Genomic DNA, 20,143 nt, shown 5'->3' with positions numbered 1-20,143 from the left:
AGGTGTTCGATATCGGACAGTTTTATTTTTCCAAACACAGCAATACACTGTTTTTAAATCAGTTATATTTTTGGCACGGCGTTGTATGTATGGTGGCCGGTCACCGACCACTGATCACAAAAAAGAAAATGGACAGAGCATTACCAAAAAAAACATGGAACAGTAAACGCATCACGTTAGTTGCGGGTGGGGTAGGTATATTAGCATTAATATTCGCCAGTTATTATTTCACGTCAGGCAATTCACGGCTCAACGTGGATGCTGAACGTATTACGATATCAGAAGTCAAGGAAGATTCCTTTCGCGAATTTATCCCTGTAAATGGCGCGGTACTGCCTATCAGCAGCATCTTTCTCGATGCTTCTGTCGGGGGGCGCGTAGAAGAGAAATTTGTGGAGGATGGCGCCCACCTCAAAAAGGGCGACCCCATCATGCGGCTTTCAAACACCGATCTCGAACTGAGCCTCGTAGGCCAGGAATCGCAGGTGTACAATAACCTGACTCAAGTGCAGATCGCTGAGAACAATGCCATCGCAACGTCGATCGCGAACCGCAATCAGATGGCCGATGTGGAAAATGGGCTAAAAGAGGCCAAACGGATTTACGATCTGAATAAAAAGCTATTCGAAGAAAAGGCTATCGGTGCACAGGAATACCAACAAGCCAAAAACAACTATGACTACCAGGTACAGCGGGTTAAACTCACCCGCGAAAACATTCATCAAGACTCCATCCGCAGTTCACAAAACCTTGAGCAGAATAAACGGCTTTACGAAAGCGGCATGTCTGCACTGGCACTCATGCGGCAGAAAGTGAATGACCTGATCCTGCGTTCACCGGTAGACGGCCAGCTGACTTCCTTCGACGCCGAAATCGGGCAAAGCAAACCCGCAGGAGAACGCCTCGGACAGATCGACGTGCTTACCGGTTTTAAGGTCCGCGCGGATATCGACGAACATTATATTTCCCGCATTTACCCTGATCTGGAAGGCGAATTTACCTTTGCCGGTAAAAGCTACAAATTAATTATCAAGAAAGTCTATACGCAAGTGACTAACGGCCGGTTCCAAGTGGACATGGAGTTTGTGGACAACGTTCCTGACGGTATACGCCGGGGCCAAACCCTGCAGATTCGGCTCGCCCTCAGCGACGAAACCAAAGCCGTATTGCTAGCTAAGGGCGGGTTCTATCAACAAACCGGGGGCAACTGGGTGTTCAAGCTCACCGAGGATGGCAAAACTGCCTATCGGGTAGATGTACAACTTGGCCGCCAAAACCCCGACTACTATGAAGTGATCAGCGGCCTGGAGCCGGGTGATAAGGTGGTCACTTCAAGCTATGAAACGTATGACAGGGTACAGGAGTTGAGTATCAGCAACTAGGTGGGCTATAAGCCGTAGGCTATCGGCTGTAAGCGATAAGTCTAAAGCTTACTGCTTAAAGTATAAAGCAAATGATAAAAAACTACATCAAAACGGCCTTTCGCACGCTTGTCAAGAACAGGTCGTATTCGGCAATCAACATCATCGGGCTTGCGGTAAGCCTTACCGCGTCCGTCCTACTAATGCTTTGGGTATGGGATGAGTTGAGCTACGACCGAATGCACGACAAGGCAGACCGGATTTATGTGGGCGCTGCCGCCATCGGCAAAAGTAAAGATCAAATCTGGCCCGTCACCAATGCGCCATTGGCGATTTTCGGAAAGGCTGAAATTCCGGCCATCGAAGATGCGTGCCGACTTTCTTCTTTTGGCGGCAATACCCTGTTTGAATATGGAGACAAGAAATTCAACGAACTCAGTATATACGTAGATTCAACGTTTTTCCGAATCTTTGACTTTCAGCTGTTGGAGGGCAATCCGGGAAATCCTTTCCCCGACAATCGCTCCATCGTGTTGAGTGAAGAAACCGCCAAAAAGTATTTCGGTGATGAACCGGCCATGGGCAAGGTACTTCGGGTAAAAAACGGCGACAATTTCACCGTGACCGGTGTGATGGAAGATTCACCGAAAAATTCCACGTGGGGATTCCCTCTTCTCATGCCTTTTGGATTTCTTTCCGAAAACAGGCAAAATAACCCTTTGGACGCCGATTGGGGTAATCTCAATTACCAAACCTTCTTTCTCCTCAAGCCCGATGCGAATGCTGCCGTGGTAGGCAAACAATTGGCCGACATCCACCGGAAAAACCAGCCCGCGGATTTCTGGAAAGACCTCAATTACTTGATGCAGCCGCTCACTAAGTATCACCTGTATTCGCCGGATGGCGATGAACAGGGCATGAAGCAAGTCAAAATTTTTGCGATGGTTGCGATGGTCATCCTGCTCATCGCCTGCATCAATTATGTCAATCTTGTGACGGCACGGTCTACCCGCCGGAGTAAGGAAGTGAGCGTGCGGAAAGTGGTAGGTGCCAATAAAGCCCATCTGTTCGGTCAGTTCATCGCTGAATCGTTTGTGGTGTTTTTGGTTTCCCTGCTCATCGCCATCGGCCTATTATTTGCATTGATGCCCCTATACAACAGCTTGTCCGGAAAGGAAATGGTATTCAGCTTGCTGGATGGCAAAGTTTGGGCAATCTTCGGGGTATCCCTGTTGCTTGTACTTGCATTAGCGGGCGTGTACCCTGCATTGATGCTTTCTTCCTTCAACCCTGCGTTGGCTCTGAAGGGAATCATACCTGGGCTGGGCAAGAACAGCGGCTTCCGCAAAGCCTTGGTAGTCGTCCAATTTACGTGTTCCGTAGTGCTCATTGTAGCCACGTTAATCATCAGCAGGCAATTGGAGTACATCCGGCAACTGGATCTCGGGTATTCCAAGGAAAATGTATTCACCTTTGAAAGCCATAATTTCAGAAAGAATTACGAGAGCATCCGCGACCAACTGGAGCAGCAGTCCGGTGTGTTGGGTGTTACCGCATCCACGCAATGCGTACTGAATGTACAGAGCTCCACAGGAGATCTGGAATGGGAGGGTAAACCGGCCAATATGGCCAGCTTCATGATCAGTCAGCTATCTGTAGACCGCACCTTCCCCAAGGTGATGGATATGGAATTGGTAGCCGGGCAGGGTTTTACAGGTACTGCTGCCGACAGTAACCATTACCTGTTGAACGAAACCGCCATCAAGGTAATGGGATTGGAAGACCCCATAGGAAAACCGGTCACCTTCCACGGTACCCCGGGTATCATTGCGGGCGTGGTGAAAGATTTTCATTTCAAGGACATGAAAACCACCATCGAACCCTGCATCCTGTTCATGGATCCGGATTGGGGGTGGAACACCATGTATGTCAAAACTACCGGAGCCGATGCTGCCAAGGTCCTGGCGGCGGTTGAAGGGCTTTGGAAAACACACAACGCAGATTACGAGTTCAACTATACGTTCATGGATCAATCGTTCGATGAACTGTACAAAAGCGATATCCGCTCGGGAAAACTGTTTAATGTGTTTGCCGGGGTGGCCATCCTGCTCTCCTGCCTCGGGCTTTTTGGATTGGTCACCTACACTGCCGAGACCAAGGTAAAGGAAATTGGCATTCGCAAGACATTGGGAGCCAGTGTCTCCAATATTATCTTACTCATATCAAAAGATTTCCTCAAGCTGGTGGGTATTTCTTTCCTGGTAGCTTTCCCTCTAGGATGGTGGATGATGAACCGATGGCTGGACAACTATGTGTACCGCACCAGCATGGAATGGTGGGTATTTGTCGTAGCCGGTTTGACGGCATTCGCCATCGCCGCCATCACGGTCTGCGGCAAGTCGCTGCGGGCAGCACGGGAAAACCCGATTAAGGCGATTAGGACGGAATAGCTGAAGCTGTAAGCACTAAGCTCAAGCGACCTGATGCTGGAGGTTTCAAGCTAAAAAATAAAACATTGACTCGGCAGGAGCCTAAAGCTTACTGCTTATAGCTTAAAGCCATGTTGACCAACTACCTCAAAACCACGTTCCGTAACCTCTGGAAAACCCGGGGTTACAGCTTTCTCAATATCTTCGGGCTTGCCTTAGGTATTGCAGCGGCATCCTTTATTTTCCTGTGGGTGGAAGATGAGATAAACTACGACAATCTTCCCAACAAAGAAAATAGCTATATCGTAAAATCAAAGCAGACCTTAGATGGGGTGGCCAATGTTTCCGACGCCGTGCCGGGGCTGCTGGGTCCGGCGATAAAGGCCGAAATACCCGGCATCCGACACGCTGCCCGTGTGGCCTGGATGACCTCAATTATGTTCTGTTTCGGAGACAACAGTATCTTCCAAAATGGGTACTATGCCGAGCCGGATTTAATGGATATTTTCGCACTGGAATTTGCGGAGGGTGACAAGGCTACAGCTATGGACAGCCCCGATAAGGTCGTCCTTACCGAATCGGCCGCTACCCGGATTTTTGGCAACGAACCCGTACTGGGAAAGATGGTGCGTGTCGACAATGACAAAAGCTATACCGTATCGGGCGTGGTGAAAGACCTTCCAAAAAACAGTACGCTCCAATTTGATTGGCTGATCCCGTTTGACGTGTATGAACAAGAAAACCAATGGATACGGCAGTGGCGAAATAACGTATTAATGACCTATGTGGGGTTGGAACCATCGGCTGATGTGGCTCAGGTCAATGAAATGCTTTACGACTTTGTCATCCGCCAATCCAGCGACGAGCAGTTGACTACGTACAATATGCTCTACCCCATGGAGCGTTGGCGCTTGTATAACAGTTTTGATCGTGACGGCAACGAACAGGAAGGCCGCATGAAATACGTCCGGCTATTTAGCATCATTGCCTGGGTAGTACTGCTTATTGCCTGCATCAATTTTATGAACTTGGCTACCGCCCGATCCGAAAAACGCGCCAAAGAAGTAGGCATGCGCAAAGTCGTGGGTGCTACCCGGACATCGCTTATTGGTCAGTTTTTGGGCGAATCTATTATCTTGGCTACCATCTCCGCCCTGCTTGCCGTTGGGCTTATTCACCTTGCTATCGGAGTATTCAATAGTCTGGTCGAAAAAGAGCTGGTGATGGATCTGTTCAACCCAACGCACTTCTCCTTCTTGGGCGGTATTGTATTGGTTTGCGGTTTATTTTCTGGAATATACCCGGCATTTTACCTCTCTTCGTTCAATCCTATAGCTACACTAAAAGGAGCTAAACAAAAAGCCGGAGCGACAGGCTTTATCCGTCGTGGACTGGTTGTGCTTCAGTATTCGGCTTCCATCACACTCATTATTTGCACGGCCATCATCTTCCAGCAAATCCAACATGTCAAAGGACGTGATGCAGGCTATGAGCGTAGCCAAGTCTTGTTAACGCCGCTGCATGGGCAGTTATCCGCACATCTCGAAACCATTAAGAACCAGCTAATCGCCACCGGTGCAGTGGAAAGCGCGAGTGTAAGTGAAAGAAGAATATTGTTTATCGGTACCTATTCCTGGAATGTGGGATGGGAAGGGAAATCCCCTGACAAACAAGTGAATATCTATAACTTTCGTGCGGATGCCGATCTGATACCCTCGTTAGGGATGGAAGTGATAGATGGCCGCAATTTTAGACCGCAGATGCTGGGTGATAGTGCCAGTGCAATCGTCAATGAGACGTTTGCCAAGCTTATCCAACCGGACGGAAAGGTGGTGGGACGGACCATAGACAACGCCGGAGCTTTTACCATCGTAGGTGTGGTCAAGGATTTCGTCTATAATAATATGTATAGCGTACCTGCACCACTATTCTTTTATCCGTTCGAGACATCGCCTTGGGGCCATCTTAATATGAAAATAAAAGCGGGGGCAGACCTGACAACTGCAATTTCCCAAATAGAGAAAGTCATCAAATCCCACAACCCTGAATACCCGTTTGATTATCAATTTCTGGATGCATTATTCGACCAACAATTCAAATCCGAAGCGTTGATCCAAAAACTGGCCGGAACGTTTGCCATACTTTCAATTGTGATTTCCTGTCTGGGCCTGTTTGGTCTTGCCGCCTTCACTGCCGAACGGCGCACCAAGGAAATGGGTATCCGCAAGGTACTGGGCGCGTCCATTTCGTCATTGGTCGGCATGCTCACCTGCGAATTTGTTGTGCTCGTGCTGGTGTCCTGCGCCGTAGCTTTTCCCATCGCTTGGTGGATGATGAACGACTGGCTGGGTAGCTACCCGTACCGCACCGACCTGCACTGGTGGGTGTTTGCCTTCGCGGGTCTCGGCGCATTGCTTATCGCACTGCTCACCGTCAGCTCGCAGGCCATCAAAGCCGCATTGACGAATCCGACGAAGAGTTTGCGTGATGAGTAATACGTGATACCGGATTTTGTTATAATCGATGGATTTGCTTATCTTTGATAAAAACATACGGAGGTATAAATGGATAATTTACTCGCTCGGATTACTATCAACCCGGATATTTGTCATGGAAAGCCGGCCATTAGAAATATGAGATGGCCTGTGGAAGTAATTCTGGATATGCTTTCGGCTGGCATGACTACGGAAGAGATTATCGAAGATCACCCTGAACTGGAAAAGGAAGATATAATGGCTGCGCTTCGTTTTGCAAAGATTTCGGTATCTGGCCGATCGTTAGCCGAAGCGGTATAACCACATGAAATTTTTGCTGGATGTCCATATTGCATTCAAAATCAAAAACTTCTTGATCAACGATCGCCTTGTAGAAGCAACCCATGTCAACAATATTCTGGAAGGTTACCACTCAAGCGATCACCAAATTGCTTCCTATGCGGACAAACACGGATTGACAGTGATAACGAAAGACATCGATTTCCGTAATACCTATTTCATTAAACAGACGCCAAAACATATCATCAGAATCTGTTTAGGTAACATCAGTAACCAAGATCTAATTTCATTATTGAAAAACCATTGGCCAGTAATTGAGAAGATGCATAAGCAATACAATAGATTTTATTGCGAAATAAGTAAGGAAGATATATCCATAATTGCTTAAAACGGCCAAAATCAACCACACCGTCCGATATCGAACAGCAAGTGTCCGATTCCGAACATCACGCACTTTCTGAAAAGAACATAAAAAACTAAAAAACAGCTTTTTATATTTTTGGAACGATATCGGATATCGATCCCCTACTGGGCAATAAGCCGACAGCGAAAAAGATTAAGAAACAAAGATGGGCAAGCCTGTTGTCTAATGTCTATTGTCTGTTGTCTATTATCTAATATCTAAAATGATCAAGAATTATCTCAAAACCACCTTCCGCAACCTCTGGAAAACCAAGGGGTATAGTTTTCTCAACATCTTTGGACTAGCCATTGGAATTAGCTGTGCATCGCTCATTTTCTTATGGGTGGAAGACGAGGTGAGCTATGACAGCCATTTCCCGAATAAAGAACACATCTACCTATCCAAGTCAAGGCAAACCCATGACGGTGGCACGTACGTGTTTGAAGCCAACCCAGGGCCGTTGGCGCCGGCCATTAAAGCCGAGCTACCTGGAGTCAAATATGCAGCGCGTGTAAACTGGCCCATGCCCTTGCTGTTCAACCAAGGAGACAACAACCTGTACCAAACGGGATTTTATGCCGATCCCGATTTCATGGATATCTTCTCGCTGGAATTTGTGGAGGGCAGCCGAGCTTCGGCAATGCAGAACATCGACGACATCGTACTTACCCAAACGGCAGCTAATCGGCTCTTTGGTGAGGAACCCGTAATAGGTAAGCACGTGCGCATAAACAATGAAGAAAGCTACACCATAGCGGGAGTAGTCAAAGACCTCCCGAAAAACAGTAGTGTGCAGTTTGATTGGATTATCCCTTTTGAAAAGTTCGAACGCATAAGTGAAGGTGGGTTTGACAGCTGGGGCAATAACAGTTTTTTGACCTATGTGCAACTGGAACCTTCAGCCAAGCTCGCCGATGTCAACAAGAACCTGTATGATTTTGCCGAACATAAGGTAGGGGGTGATCTGTTCTATAAAAATTTCCTATACCCGATGGCGCGTTGGCGGTTGTACAATAGCTTCGACCGGGACGGAAACGAACAGGAAGGCCGCATTAAGTACGTTCGGCTGTTCAGCATCATTGCTTGGGTAGTACTGCTCATCGCCTGCATCAATTTCATGAACCTTGTCACTGCCCGCTCCGAGAAACGCGCAAAGGAAGTGGGCATGCGCAAAGTCGCGGGAGCCACCAAAACATCCTTGATCAGCCAGTTTTTAGGCGAATCGATTATTCTCGCATCGCTATCTGCCTTGCTCTCCATCGGGCTAATCTACCTGTTCATTCGACCGTTTAACAACATGGTCGACAAAGAGTTGGCCATTGGAATTGTTGAGCCCCTCCACATCACCTTCCTTGCAGGGATTGTACTGGTTTGCGGGCTCGTTTCAGGCAGTTATCCCGCATTTTATTTGTCTTCCTTCAATCCCATTGCTACGCTGAAAGGAGCAAAGCAAAAGACGGGGGCTGCCAGCACCGTCCGCCGGGGATTGGTCGTACTCCAATATGCTGCTTCCATCACATTGATTAGCTGTACCACCATCATTTTCCAGCAAATACAGCATGTAAAAGGTCGCGACATGGGCTTCGAACATAGCCAAGTGCTCACCACCCCACTACGCGGGAAGATGCTGGATCATATCGACGTCATTAAGGAGCAACTCCTTGCCACCGGCGGTGTTGAAACCGCTGGGCTCAGCAACATGAGTGTACTGAATATCGGTGCGAACACATGGGGTATCAATTGGGAGGGGAAAGATCCAAACAAACAAATCCTTATCGGCGTCATGCATACCGATGCCGATTTCATTCCCACCATGGGCATGCAGTTGGTAGACGGACGCAATTTCCGGCCGCATATGTTGGGCGACAGCAGCAGCATTGTCATCAACGAAGCCTTTGCCAAGCTCATCCAACCCGATGGCCAGGCTGCCGGGCAAACAGTGCGCTGGGGTGAAGAACCTTACACGGTCATCGGCGTAGTGAAAGACTTCGTATACAACAACGTATATACACCTGCAGAACCCGTCCTGTTCTATCCGTTTGCGACAAAGTGGGGTGTGCTTAATATCAAGACCAAAGCAGGGATAGACCTTTCCAAAACGGTTGCCCAGGTAGGTGATATCCTCAAAGCAAACAATCCGGGATATCCCTTTGAATATGATTTTTTGGATAATGTCTTTAATGAGAAATTTAAATCCGAGATGCTTATCCAAAGGCTCGCCGGCGTATTTGCCGTGCTATCTATCATCATCTCCTGCCTCGGCCTGTTTGGCCTTGCCGCATTCACCGCCGAACGGCGTACGAAGGAAATGGGCATTCGCAAAGTGCTCGGCGCATCCGTATCGTCGCTGGTCGGATTGCTCAACAGGGAATTTGTCGTGCTCGTATTGGTATCCTGTGCCTTGGCCTTCCCCCTTGCGTGGTGGATCATGAGCGACTGGCTTGGCAACTACCAGTACCACACCGACCTGCACTGGTGGGTATTTGCATTGGCCGGTGGCGGAGCATTGGTTATCGCCCTGCTCACTGTGAGTTCGCAAGCGATCAAAGCCGCATTGACGAATCCGACGAAGAGCTTGCGGGATGAGTGATTTACAGCAGTAAGCTGTAGGCTACACGCTGCAAGCATTAGGCCGAAAGCTGATAGCGAAAAGGATTAAGGAATAAAGATAGGCAAGTCTGTTGTCTAATGTCTATTGTCTAATAGCTAAAAAATGATCAAGAACTATTTCAAAACCACCTTCCGTAACCTCTGGAAAACTCGGGGGTACAGTTTCCTCAATATCTTCGGACTGGCAGTGGGCATTACTGCCGCTTCACTCATTTTTTTGTGGGTGGAGGACGAGATGAGTTACAATGCCCACTTCCCGGATAAGGAAAACACCTACATCTCTAAGTCCAAGCAGATCTATGAAGGAGTGTCCTATGTGTTTGACGCCAATTCCGGGCCGCTGGCACCTGCCGTCAAGGCCGAGATCCCAGGCATTCAATATGCCGCTCGTGCGGCCAACACTACACCTTATGTATTTACTATCGGTGACAACAACATGTATCAAAATGGCCGTTTTGTCGACCCGGACTTCATGGACATCTTTTCGCTTGAGTTTGTAGCAGGCAATCGGGCGACCGCCATGACCGACGTTCATAACATGATCGTCACGCAGGCCACTGCCGAGCGAATTTTCGGCAAAGAACCGGCACTCGGAAGAACGGTGCGGGTCAACAACAGTGAAAACTATGTCATCACCGGCGTAGTAAAAGACTTACCGAAAAACAGCACATACCCATTTGACTGGCTCATTCCATTTGAAGCCTATGAAAGCTGGAACAATTGGACAACGACTTGGAACAACATCGGATTACTCACATTCTTCCAGTTGGAGCCTACCGCAGACCTCAACGAAGTCAACAGGAAACTCTATGATTTCGCCATTATCAAATCCGGATCCGACAAGCTTGGCACTTATAACTTTCTCTATCCCATGGAACGGTGGCGGTTGTACAACAGTTTTGACCAAAACGGCAATGAGCAGGAAGGCCGTATCAAGTATGTAAAACTGTTCAGCATCATCGCATGGGTGGTGCTGCTCATCGCTTGCATCAATTTTATGAACCTCACCACCGCCCGCTCCGAAAAGCGGGCAAAAGAAGTGGGCATGCGCAAGGTCGTGGGAGCTACCAAAAAATCCCTAATTGGGCAATTCCTTGGGGAATCCATTATTTTGGCAACATTGTCAGCATTACTCGCTATTGGGCTCGCTTATTTCTCCATCGGTGCGTTCAATAACCTTGTCGAAAAGGAGTTGACCATTGAGTTGGTTGATCCCATGCACCTCGCTTTCCTTATCGGGATCGTACTTATTTGCGGCCTCATTTCAGGGAGCTATCCTGCATTTTACCTTTCGTCTTTTAATCCCATCACGACGTTGAAAGGGGCTAAGCAAAAAGCCGGAGCAGCGGGGTTCATCCGTCGCGGACTAGTGGTGCTCCAATATGGAGCATCCATTATACTCATCATATGCACCGCCATCATCTTCCAGCAAATCCAGCACGTGAAAGGTCGTGACATGGGTTTCGATCGCAGCCAGGTGTTGACCACCCAACTACGCGGCGATATGCATAAACATATCGACGTTATCAAGAACCAACTGATGGCGACAGGGAATATAGAACACGTAGGGTTGAGTAACACAACCGTGCTTAACATTGGCAACAACACCAGTGGCACGGACTGGGCGGGGAAAGACCCGAACAGCCAAGTGCTTGTTGGATTTCTACTTGCCGATGCCGATTTTATTCCTGCCATGGACATGAAGTTGATAGAAGGCCGTAATTTCCGTCAGGGTCTTCTGGGTGACAGCACCAGTGTCATCATCAATGAAACCTTTGCCAAGCTGATCAAACCGGACGGAGCGGTGACCGGACAAACCATGGAATGGAATGATATCCACTACACCATCATCGGCGTAGTCAATGATTTCGTCTATAACGATATGTATGCACCGTCCGAACCACTGTTTTTCCATCCTTTCGGTTCGTCTTCCGGTGTCATCAACATCAAGACGAAAGCTGGCGTAGACCTCGCCAAGACGGTAGCCCAAATCGAGCAAATTATCAAAGCCAATAATCCGGGATATCCCTTTGAGTACGATTTTTTGGATAATGTCTTTAACGAGAAATTTAAATCCGAGATGCTTATCCAAAGGCTCGCCGGCGTATTTGCCGTGCTATCTATCATCATCTCCTGCCTCGGCCTGTTTGGCCTTGCCGCATTCACCGCCGAACGGCGTACGAAGGAAATGGGCATTCGCAAAGTGCTCGGCGCATCCGTATCGTCGCTGGTCGGATTGCTCAACAGGGAATTTGTCGTGCTCGTATTGGTATCCTGTGCCTTGGCCTTCCCCCTTGCGTGGTGGATCATGAGCGACTGGCTTGGCAACTACCAGTACCACACCGACCTGCACTGGTGGGTATTTGCATTGGCCGGTGGCGGAGCATTGGTTATCGCCCTGCTCACTGTGAGTTCGCAAGCGATCAAAGCCGCATTGACGAATCCGACGAAGAGCTTGCGGGATGAATGATTTACAGCAGTAAGCTGTAGGCTACACGCTGCAAGCATTAGGCCGAAAGCTGATAGCAAAAAGGATTAAGGAATAAAGATAGGCAAGTCTGTTGTCTAATGTCTGTTGTTTAATAGCTAAAAAATGATCAAGAACTATTTCAAAACCACCTTCCGTAACCTCTGGAAAACTCGGGGGTACAGTTTCCTCAATATCTTCGGACTGGCAGTGGGCATTACTGCCGCTTCACTCATTTTTTTGTGGGTGGAGGATGAAGTGAACTTTGATGATCATTTTCCGAATAAGGCACTCATTTACGAGGTAAAATCAGAGCAGCACTACGGCGAAAACACCTTTGTTTTTGCCGCTACCCCCGGCAAATTGGCGGATGCCATCAAGGCAGAGATTCCGGAAATAGCCGATGCAACGCGCGTAGATGACCGCAGGTCCAAGCTGTTTAGTATAGGCGATAAAAACCTGAACCAAACCGGCGCCTATGTGGATCCCGCTTTCATCCACATCTTTTCCCTAAATTTTCTGGAAGGAGATAGAAAAACAGCGCTTCAGGACATCAATTCATTGGTCATTTCTTCTTCTATGGCCAAGCGTTTGTTCGGAAATGACAGTGCCCTTGGAAAAACGGTAAAGGTCGATAACGGGGAGAGCTATACGGTAACAGGCGTGGTGGAAGATATGCTCAACAACAGCTCCATCCGCTTCAACTGGCTCATACCGTTTAAAAATTATGAGCGTACCAATAGGGATTTGCAAAATTGGGGCAGCAATTCGACCAATACCATTGTTCTGCTGAAGCCCAATGCAGACTTGACTGCCGCCAACAGCAAGCTACATCACTTCATTGCCGAGAAACAGAGCGATGAGCACCCTACCTCCAGCAACTTTCTCTATCCCATGGAGCGGTGGCGCTTGTACAACAGCTTCAAGGACGGAGTGGAACAGGAAGGGCGCATCAAGTACGTGCGGCTGTTCAGCATAGTGGCCTGGATAGTGCTGCTCATCGCCTGCATCAACTTTATGAATCTAGCCACTGCCCGTTCAGAGAAGCGGGCCAAGGAAGTAGGCATGCGCAAGGTGGTAGGGGCAAAACGATCATCACTCATCATACAGTTTTTGGCAGAATCGGTCATGCTGGCCACATTGTCTTCCCTATTGGCAGTCGGCATAAGCCACCTCGCTATTGGCGCTTTCAACAACTTGGTAGAAAAGCAATTGATCATTGACCTGTTCCGCCCGACCCACTTGCTATTCTTGGCCGGCATTGTCTTAGTCTGTGGTACGCTGTCTGGCATTTACCCCGCATTTTATCTTTCTTCCTTCAATCCAATAAGCACATTGAAAGGCGACAAACAAAAGGCGGGTGCGACAAGCTTTATCCGCAGGGGCTTGGTGATACTTCAATATGCAGCTTCCATCACCTTGATTACCTGCACATCTATTATATACCAACAGATAAAATACGTGAAAGACAGGGATATGGGCTTTGACCGCAGTCAACTACTGACCACGTCCATACTGGGCAATATGCCGGACCGTATAGCGGCCATAAAGACCCAACTACAGCAGATTCCCGGAGTGGAACAGGTGGGACTGAGCAATCTGAACATCCTGAGCATCTACAGCAACGGTGGTGCTCCGGATTGGGAAGGTAAAGATCCCAATATGAATATGCTCGTTGGCTTTATGCAGACCGACGCCGATTTTATCCCGACCATGGGATTGCAATTGGTAGACGGTCGAAATTACCGACCGAACATGCTGGGCGATAGTACCAGCATTATCATCAATGAAGCGTTTGCCAAGGTAATCAAACCCGACGGCAAAGTAGCCGGACAGTCGGTATGGTGGGGAAGCGACAATCCATTGACCATCATCGGTGTTGTTAAGGATTTCGTGTACAACAACGTGTACACACCGGCAGATCCTTTGCTGTTCTATCCCATGCAGTCGGCCAATGGCGTAATGAATATCCGTACGAAGGCTGGTGTAGATCTTGGCAAAACTGTCGTGGAAATTGAAAAAACAATCAAAACTTTTAATCCAGAATACCCGTTTGAATATAATTTTCTGGATGACCTGTTCGATCAGAAATTCAAATCCGAAATGCTCATCCAAAAGCTGGCCGGTGTATTCGCCGTGCTGTCCATCATCATCTCCTGCCTCGGCCTGTTTGGCCTCGCCGCCTTCACTGCCGAACGGCGTACCAAGGAAATGGGTATCCGTAAAGTATTGGGGGCTTCAGTAGCATCGCTTGTAGGCATGCTCAACCGCGAGTTCGTCATACTCGTATTGGTGTCCTGCGCCGTGGCCTTCCCCATCGCCTGGTGGCTGATGAGCGACTGGCTGAGCGATTACCAATACCATACCGACCTGCATTGGTGGGTGTTTGCCCTGGCAGGGGTTGGAGCGTTGGTTATCGCGCTGCTTACCGTGAGTTCGCAGGCCATCAAGGCGGCGTTAATGAATCCGACCAAAAGCCTGCGGGATGAATGATTTACTATGCAGAAAGCCTAAAGCTTACTGCCTATAGCTCAACACTATGACAACAAACAACTTTAAAATCGCATGGAGAAACCTTGGCAAGCGCAAAGGTTTTTCCATCCTGAATATCGCCGGGTTAGCCCTTGGTTTAGCCAGCGCTCTGCTCATCCTGTTGTGGGTGAAACACGAACGGAGTGTCGACGGCTTCCATACCAAGGGTGACCGCCTGTATGTAGCCATGAACCGCGGCATGCTGAACAACGAACTCCGCTGCTGGCCCAACACCCCAAAACCCTTGGGGCCTGCGCTTGTTGCCGATTATCCAGAGATCGCACAGGTCACCCGCTATTCCGGCACAGGCTTCCTCTTTACCGTGGAGGAGACCCAAGCTAATGCCGGGGGCGCGTTTGTAGACAGCACGTTCCTTTCGATGTTTGATTTCCCGCTCGTTGCCGGCAACCCCATGATGGCGTTATCCCATGCCAACGACATCGTCATCACCGAAGCCCTTGCTATGCGGCTGTTTGGCAAAACGGACGTACTGGGGCAACAGGTGCGCATCGACAGCGCGGATTACGCCACGGTGTCGGGCGTGCTGAAAAACCTGCCCACCAATACCCGGTTCAAGTTTGACTACCTCCTGCCGTGGACGTACATGGAACGCATCGGTTGGTCGGACGACCTGTGGCACAACAATTCCGTGACCACCTATGTGGAGCTTGCTGCCCAAGTGCAGTTGGCCAGAGTCAACCAAAACATCCAAAACGTTTCCATCAAAAACGGCGACACGAAATTCGAAATTTTCCTCCATTCCTTTCCAGATTGGTGGTTGCACTCCGAATTTGAAAACGGCCACCTTGCCGGAGGGCGCATTGAAATGGTCCAGCTTTTCACAGCTATTGCTGTATTTATCCTGCTCATTGCCTGCATCAATTTCATGAACCTATCCACTGCCCGCTCCGAAAAACGCGCCAAAGAGGTAGGTGTACGGAAAGTCGTCGGTGCACGGCGACATGTGCTCATCGGTCAGTTCCTCACCGAGTCCATCCTGTTGGCTTCACTCGCGGGCATGCTATCCGTAGCCATTGTACTGGTGAGCCTCCCTGCTTTCGGTGAGTTTGTAGGTATACAACTGGCCATCGACTTCAGCAGTGTCCCGCTCTGGGCAGGTATCCTGGGGGTTATCCTATTTACGGGAATCCTCTCGGGAAGTTATCCGGCCTTCTTCCTTTCCGGGTTTAAGCCGGTGAAGGTGCTCAAAGGCACGTTCAAAGGGTTCAACAAGGCGGTTAACCCCCGCAAGGCGTTGGTGGTGCTGCAATTTACCATCGCCATCATCCTCATGGTGGCCACCTTCATCATCCGGCAGCAAATCCAGCATGCGCAGGATCGCCAGAACGGCTACGACAAAAACAACCTCATTTATGTCTTCCTATCGGGCGACATTGCCAAAAATTTTTCGTTGATTAAGCATGCGTTGCTCAATGACAACGTAGCCACGTCGATTACCCGCAGCATCTCCCCCGTCACCAGCATCTGGAGCAACGGCATGATTTATTGGGACGGAAAGGCACCCGATAACAGCCAGACGTTTGATCGCCTCCATGTCGATGAAGGCGCCGTGACGACCCTCGGCATGGAACTGGTGCAAGGTCGGGATCTCGATCTCACCAAATTCCCTACCGATTCCAATGCGGCACTGATTACCGAGTCCGCACAACACGCCATGGGCTTTGACGACCCCATTGGCAAAACCATCCGCGACCACGAGCAGGACTGGCACATTGTGGGTGTAGTAAAAGACGTTATTATGGGATCTCCTTTTGAACGGATCCGGCCTATCGTCATGTACGGTGCCAGCAGCTGGTTTTCGATTATGCACATCAAATTCAACCCGGACTTGCCCACACAGGCAGCGCTGGACAAAACCCGGCAAATCCTGAAAGCATACAATCCCAATGAACCGTTTAATTACAGTTTCATCGATCAGGAGTATGCCGCAAAATTCAGTGATACCCAACAACTGGGCAACATCGCAGGCCTCTTTACCTTCCTTACCATTTTCATCTCGTGCCTTGGCCTATTTGGCCTTGCTGCCTACATGGCCGAAAACCGCACCAAGGAAATCGGGGTCCGCAAGGTGTTGGGCGCATCGGTGCTGTCGCTGGTCAACCTGCTCAACAAGGAATTTCTGACGCTCGTCGGCATTGCCTGCCTCGTGGCCTTTCCCATCGCCTATTGGGCAATGGATAGTTGGCTCAAGAAATTCACCTACCATACCGATATCTACTGGTGGGTGTTTGCGGCCATTGGCCTCGGTGTTCTCCTCATCGCCCTGCTCACCGTGAGCTCACAGGCCATTAAGGCGGCGTTAGCCAACCCAACCAGAAGCCTAAGAGATGAATGACAAAATAAAATGGGCCAACATCGTCCTCTTTTACCTGCTGGCCTGTGGACTAACGTATTTGCTAATCCAGTTTCCGAATATAATCAGGGAAGTTTGGATACGGTTGTTTGACCTCAAAGTCCCTTTTAATTGGAATCACGGTATTGGGTTGTTACTTGCCAGTATCCTCGCTTACCGTCTTTTCAAAACAAAACGGCGAACCACACTGCTGGGCAACAGGCCCGTGAGCAGCCTGCTCTTTAGCAGTATTTTTTTAATCGCCTATACCGTCGTCGGATTCACCAATAATCTCGGCGTCAACCCGCACCTATGGGCATTTATAACTTGCCTATCGACATTGATTTATGACCTGTTTGAAGAAAGCGCCTGGCGCGGGTTCCTAAATGACAAATTGGGCACTACGTCTTTTTGGCTGAAAGGCATTATCACCGGCATACTTTGGGGATTTTGGCACCTGCTTATTTTCGACAGCTTTGACTCATTTGGCGGACTTCATATTTTTGTCCTGCTATGTATTGTCGTATCGATCATCATGGCTTATGCCACGGACAAAACCAACTCCCTGCTCGTGGCCGCTTCCATCCATGCCCTGATGATTTTGCGGGATATGCAGGTTACCATCACATGTATTGTCATTTGGATCCTCATCACCGTCTTCTGGAATAGGAGCCTACGGCAGATTCCTGATCGTGAAGATCTGTCAATAAAATAGTTTCATAAACAGGCTATTCTGACAAGACTTTACTAAACTTCATGTTTTGAGCAGCGTAAAGTTATCGGTTATTCAGATCAAACCACGGTTTGATGCTACCGTCTATATATCGCTTTTGATGATGTTCGAGCACCCGATAATACCGCCGTGCTTTATCCTCATTGATGCTTGCATATTGCTGCTGAAGGGATGCTAATGCTTCTTGGTGTTTTTTTATAGTGATAGTCATCGTCGGCCATACCAGCGTGGTATCGTTGCCCTTTGATTCTTTATTCCATTGATTCATCTTGCTTTTCCACTCCGGCGAATTGAGGTAGGTCCTAATGGAATCCAAATATCGTTGCGTAATCCGGTCTTGCTGGATAATCATTTCCCGCCACTCTGTAGCATTAATTTTATTTTCTTCCAGCTGTTGCTTCAATCGCTCCCTTGCCTTTTTGCCCTCCGAAGAATTGAAAAATGCGCTTAGCGAATCTGCATGCGCTTTCAGTTTATCCTTCCATGTAGACGAGTCAAAATAAGCGCGGATGGAATCGGTTTGCCTACGGATGACATCCGTATTTTGTGCGATGGCGCTAAATTTTTCCTTCCATTCTTTTGACTCGAAAAGCGTGTTTAACGAATCCATATGCTGGTGCACCTGGGCGGTCATTTTATCCCGTTCTTCCTTTGACAATCGCATTCTTTCCATTTTCTCTTTCCAAGCGGATGAGCTGTACATAATGCGGAGGGAGTCGGCTAAGTAACGACGGTGATCTACTTTCTCTTTTAGGCTGTCAGGAAGGTCTTCGTATTTGTCGAAGATCAGCGCATCGCTATCTTTACCAATGAACGTAATGTACGGTTCTTTACCCACGGGCACCGTATCACTTGCCACCGCCTGAAACGTCACTGCCTTTGCGGAATCCGCTGGAAAGCTGGTCTGCTCACCAACGGTAGTAGATAGTAACTCAGCCGTTTCAGTTGGTGCTGTATCCTTTATAAAAGGTTTCACCCAAGCGAGCGACGCGATGCAGCCGAGCATCAATGTCAGGACAGCCAGTTTATGCTTGGCGTTCAAATAATTTTTGTTCATGTTAGTCATTCGTTGAATCCGGTGTAACAATTGTTTTTTCTTGCTTACGGCCTGCAAGGCCAAGCTGGGGCTGGGTTGCTGTCGTTGTTCCTCCAACCACAGGAGTGTCCGTGCATAATACACGGGCTTGGCGGTAAGGTCCACCACCACATCGTCGCACGCGTTTTCCCTTTCCATCTCCAGCGCCTTGCCGATGAGCCAGACAAAAGGATTGAAAAACAGCAACGTTTCCGTTATCGTTTTAATGAGGTTTATCAGGTAATCGTTCCGCTTGATGTGTGCCAATTCATGGATAAGCACGGCTTCCACCTGCTCCATGCGCATGCCGGTATAAACAGCCATGGGAAATAAGATGATGGGCTTCAAGTGGCCAACTACCATGGGGACATCCACCAGCGTAGAAAGGTGGAAGGCAATGGGTGTACGAAGTCCCAACCGCAGTTTTATACTGGTCAATAGTGTCTTCCACGGTCCGGGTACGTCCAGCAAGCCCTGTTTCCGGATGATACGCAATTTCCGAAAACCATTGATGACCAATACAGCCTGCAAAAAAACGCCGAGGATATAAAAAGCGATGACCACGGGAAAATAACGTTCAATATGTGTTTTGAGCGTTACCGATTGTTCATAATCAAACGATTGAAGAAGGAAGATATCGACGTCCGTAATCGTTGCAGATGCACTTAACGATCGGTCTATCAAACCGTATAAAAACGTCAGGCAAAAAAAAGCCAGAAGTACGGACAGTGTTATTGCCAGCAACAATGATTTCGTCTTGGCTCGCCAATTTCCAAATTGGAAAACCAGCATTAGGGAACCGTAAAGGATGGCTCCTACCCATAGGGAGTGTACGATCGCCCATCCCAATCCGTTAAAAATCAATGGAACAAAATTTTCCATGGCGGTTACTTTTCTAAATTATCGAGATACTTTTTAATTTCCGCTATTTCTTCCGCACTGGCCTTGTTGTTGCCCAATGCATGCATGACCAGCCGCGCGGCCGACCCGTTAAACACCTGGGTTATCATTTTATCCAACAGATGCTGCTGCGTTGATTCCCGACCCACATTAGCCGTATAGATGTGTGTCCTCGCCGAACTATCCCTGTTCACCAATCCCTTCTCATGCATGATTTGCATAATCTTCAACGTGGTTGTATACCCTACGTCTTTAGTTTTCAATAAGATTTCATGGACATCCCGTACACTGGACTCTCCTTTCTCCCATAAAATCTGTAAAATTTCCAGTTCACTTTCTGTCGGTTTTATCTGTGCCATTTTTATACGATTTATTTCGTATTTCAAAAGTACGAAGTTATTCGTAAAATCAAAAATATTTTTTACACAATTTCCTATAGCCAATCCGTTCACAAACTTAAAGAAGACATAACATTCCCATAACAACCGCTTATGGCCGATAACAAA

Annotated in this window: 12 protein-coding genes; 10 read left to right on the top strand and 2 right to left on the bottom strand. The window is 48.4% G+C overall.

Going from position 1 to position 20,143, the window contains the following annotated elements; translation table 11 throughout:
• Positions 1-128 precede the first annotated feature (128 nt).
• The 10 genes from BMW65_RS15985 (at position 129) to BMW65_RS15940 (ending at position 17,644) form a co-directional block, all read left to right on the top strand.
• Complete coding sequence (locus BMW65_RS15985) at positions 129-1,382, top strand: efflux RND transporter periplasmic adaptor subunit (RefSeq protein WP_090606918.1); 1,254 nt, start codon at positions 129-131, stop codon at positions 1,380-1,382.
• A 71-nt stretch (positions 1,383-1,453) separates the two neighbouring features.
• Positions 1,454-3,811: an ABC transporter permease gene (locus BMW65_RS15980; RefSeq protein WP_090606858.1), complete on the top strand. Its 2,358-nt coding sequence runs from the start codon at positions 1,454-1,456 to the stop codon at positions 3,809-3,811.
• A 110-nt stretch (positions 3,812-3,921) separates the two neighbouring features.
• Positions 3,922-6,285, top strand: a complete 2,364-nt coding sequence (locus BMW65_RS15975; RefSeq protein ID WP_090606857.1) for an ABC transporter permease — start codon at positions 3,922-3,924, stop codon at positions 6,283-6,285.
• Positions 6,286-6,354: 69 nt separating this feature from the next.
• Complete coding sequence (locus BMW65_RS24690; protein ID WP_090606855.1) at positions 6,355-6,585, top strand: DUF433 domain-containing protein; 231 nt, start codon at positions 6,355-6,357, stop codon at positions 6,583-6,585.
• Positions 6,586-6,589: 4 nt separating this feature from the next.
• Positions 6,590-6,952, top strand: coding sequence for a DUF5615 family PIN-like protein (locus BMW65_RS24885; RefSeq protein WP_090606854.1), 363 nt, complete (start codon positions 6,590-6,592; stop codon positions 6,950-6,952).
• 238 nt (positions 6,953-7,190) lie between these two features.
• Entirely contained in the window at positions 7,191-9,557 is a 2,367-nt protein-coding gene (locus BMW65_RS15960) for an ABC transporter permease (protein WP_090606852.1), read from the top strand.
• A 123-nt stretch (positions 9,558-9,680) separates the two neighbouring features.
• A complete protein-coding gene (locus BMW65_RS15955) occupies positions 9,681-12,047 on the top strand; it encodes an ABC transporter permease (RefSeq protein WP_090606851.1) in 2,367 nt (788 codons plus the stop codon).
• 123 nt (positions 12,048-12,170) lie between these two features.
• Positions 12,171-14,537 carry an ABC transporter permease gene (locus tag BMW65_RS15950; protein WP_090606849.1) on the top strand — a complete coding sequence of 789 codons (2,367 nt, stop codon included), beginning with the start codon at positions 12,171-12,173 and terminating at the stop codon, positions 14,535-14,537.
• Between the two features lie 46 nt (positions 14,538-14,583).
• Positions 14,584-16,932 (top strand): ABC transporter permease, encoded by a 2,349-nt coding sequence (locus BMW65_RS15945; protein ID WP_090606847.1) that lies wholly within the window; start codon positions 14,584-14,586, stop codon positions 16,930-16,932.
• Entirely contained in the window at positions 16,925-17,644 is a 720-nt protein-coding gene (locus BMW65_RS15940) for a CPBP family intramembrane glutamic endopeptidase (RefSeq protein ID WP_090606846.1), read from the top strand. The genes BMW65_RS15945 and BMW65_RS15940 overlap by 8 nt, the downstream gene beginning before the upstream one ends.
• Positions 17,645-17,705: 61 nt before the next feature.
• Here BMW65_RS15940 and BMW65_RS15935 read toward each other — a convergent pair whose 3' ends face one another.
• Complete coding sequence (locus BMW65_RS15935; RefSeq protein ID WP_090606844.1) at positions 17,706-19,619, bottom strand: M56 family metallopeptidase; 1,914 nt, start codon at positions 19,617-19,619, stop codon at positions 17,706-17,708.
• Positions 19,620-19,624: 5 nt separating this feature from the next.
• Positions 19,625-19,996 carry a BlaI/MecI/CopY family transcriptional regulator gene (locus tag BMW65_RS15930; RefSeq protein WP_090606916.1) on the bottom strand — a complete coding sequence of 124 codons (372 nt, stop codon included), beginning with the start codon at positions 19,994-19,996 and terminating at the stop codon, positions 19,625-19,627.
• Between the last annotated feature and the right edge of the window lie 147 nt (positions 19,997-20,143).

Source organism: Parapedobacter koreensis, assembly GCF_900109365.1.
In the GTDB taxonomy this organism is placed as follows: domain Bacteria; phylum Bacteroidota; class Bacteroidia; order Sphingobacteriales; family Sphingobacteriaceae; genus Parapedobacter; species Parapedobacter koreensis.
This window is presented reverse-complemented; position numbering and strand designations above follow the sequence as displayed.

Bases quoted from the DNA above. Each gene is read 5' to 3' on its own strand.
- BMW65_RS15985 (WP_090606918.1), top strand. From the start codon at position 129: ATGGACAGAGCATTACCAAAAAAAACATGGAACAGTAAACGCATCACG.
- BMW65_RS15980 (WP_090606858.1), top strand. From the start codon at position 1,454: ATGATAAAAAACTACATCAAAACGGCCTTTCGCACGCTTGTCAAGAAC.
- BMW65_RS15975 (WP_090606857.1), top strand. From the start codon at position 3,922: ATGTTGACCAACTACCTCAAAACCACGTTCCGTAACCTCTGGAAAACC.
- BMW65_RS24690 (WP_090606855.1), top strand. From the start codon at position 6,355: ATGGATAATTTACTCGCTCGGATTACTATCAACCCGGATATTTGTCAT.
- BMW65_RS24885 (WP_090606854.1), top strand. From the start codon at position 6,590: ATGAAATTTTTGCTGGATGTCCATATTGCATTCAAAATCAAAAACTTC.
- BMW65_RS15960 (WP_090606852.1), top strand. From the start codon at position 7,191: ATGATCAAGAATTATCTCAAAACCACCTTCCGCAACCTCTGGAAAACC.
- BMW65_RS15955 (WP_090606851.1), top strand. From the start codon at position 9,681: ATGATCAAGAACTATTTCAAAACCACCTTCCGTAACCTCTGGAAAACT.
- BMW65_RS15950 (WP_090606849.1), top strand. From the start codon at position 12,171: ATGATCAAGAACTATTTCAAAACCACCTTCCGTAACCTCTGGAAAACT.
- BMW65_RS15945 (WP_090606847.1), top strand. From the start codon at position 14,584: ATGACAACAAACAACTTTAAAATCGCATGGAGAAACCTTGGCAAGCGC.
- BMW65_RS15940 (WP_090606846.1), top strand. From the start codon at position 16,925: ATGAATGACAAAATAAAATGGGCCAACATCGTCCTCTTTTACCTGCTG.
- BMW65_RS15935 (WP_090606844.1), bottom strand. From the start codon at position 19,619: ATGGAAAATTTTGTTCCATTGATTTTTAACGGATTGGGATGGGCGATC.
- BMW65_RS15930 (WP_090606916.1), bottom strand. From the start codon at position 19,996: ATGGCACAGATAAAACCGACAGAAAGTGAACTGGAAATTTTACAGATT.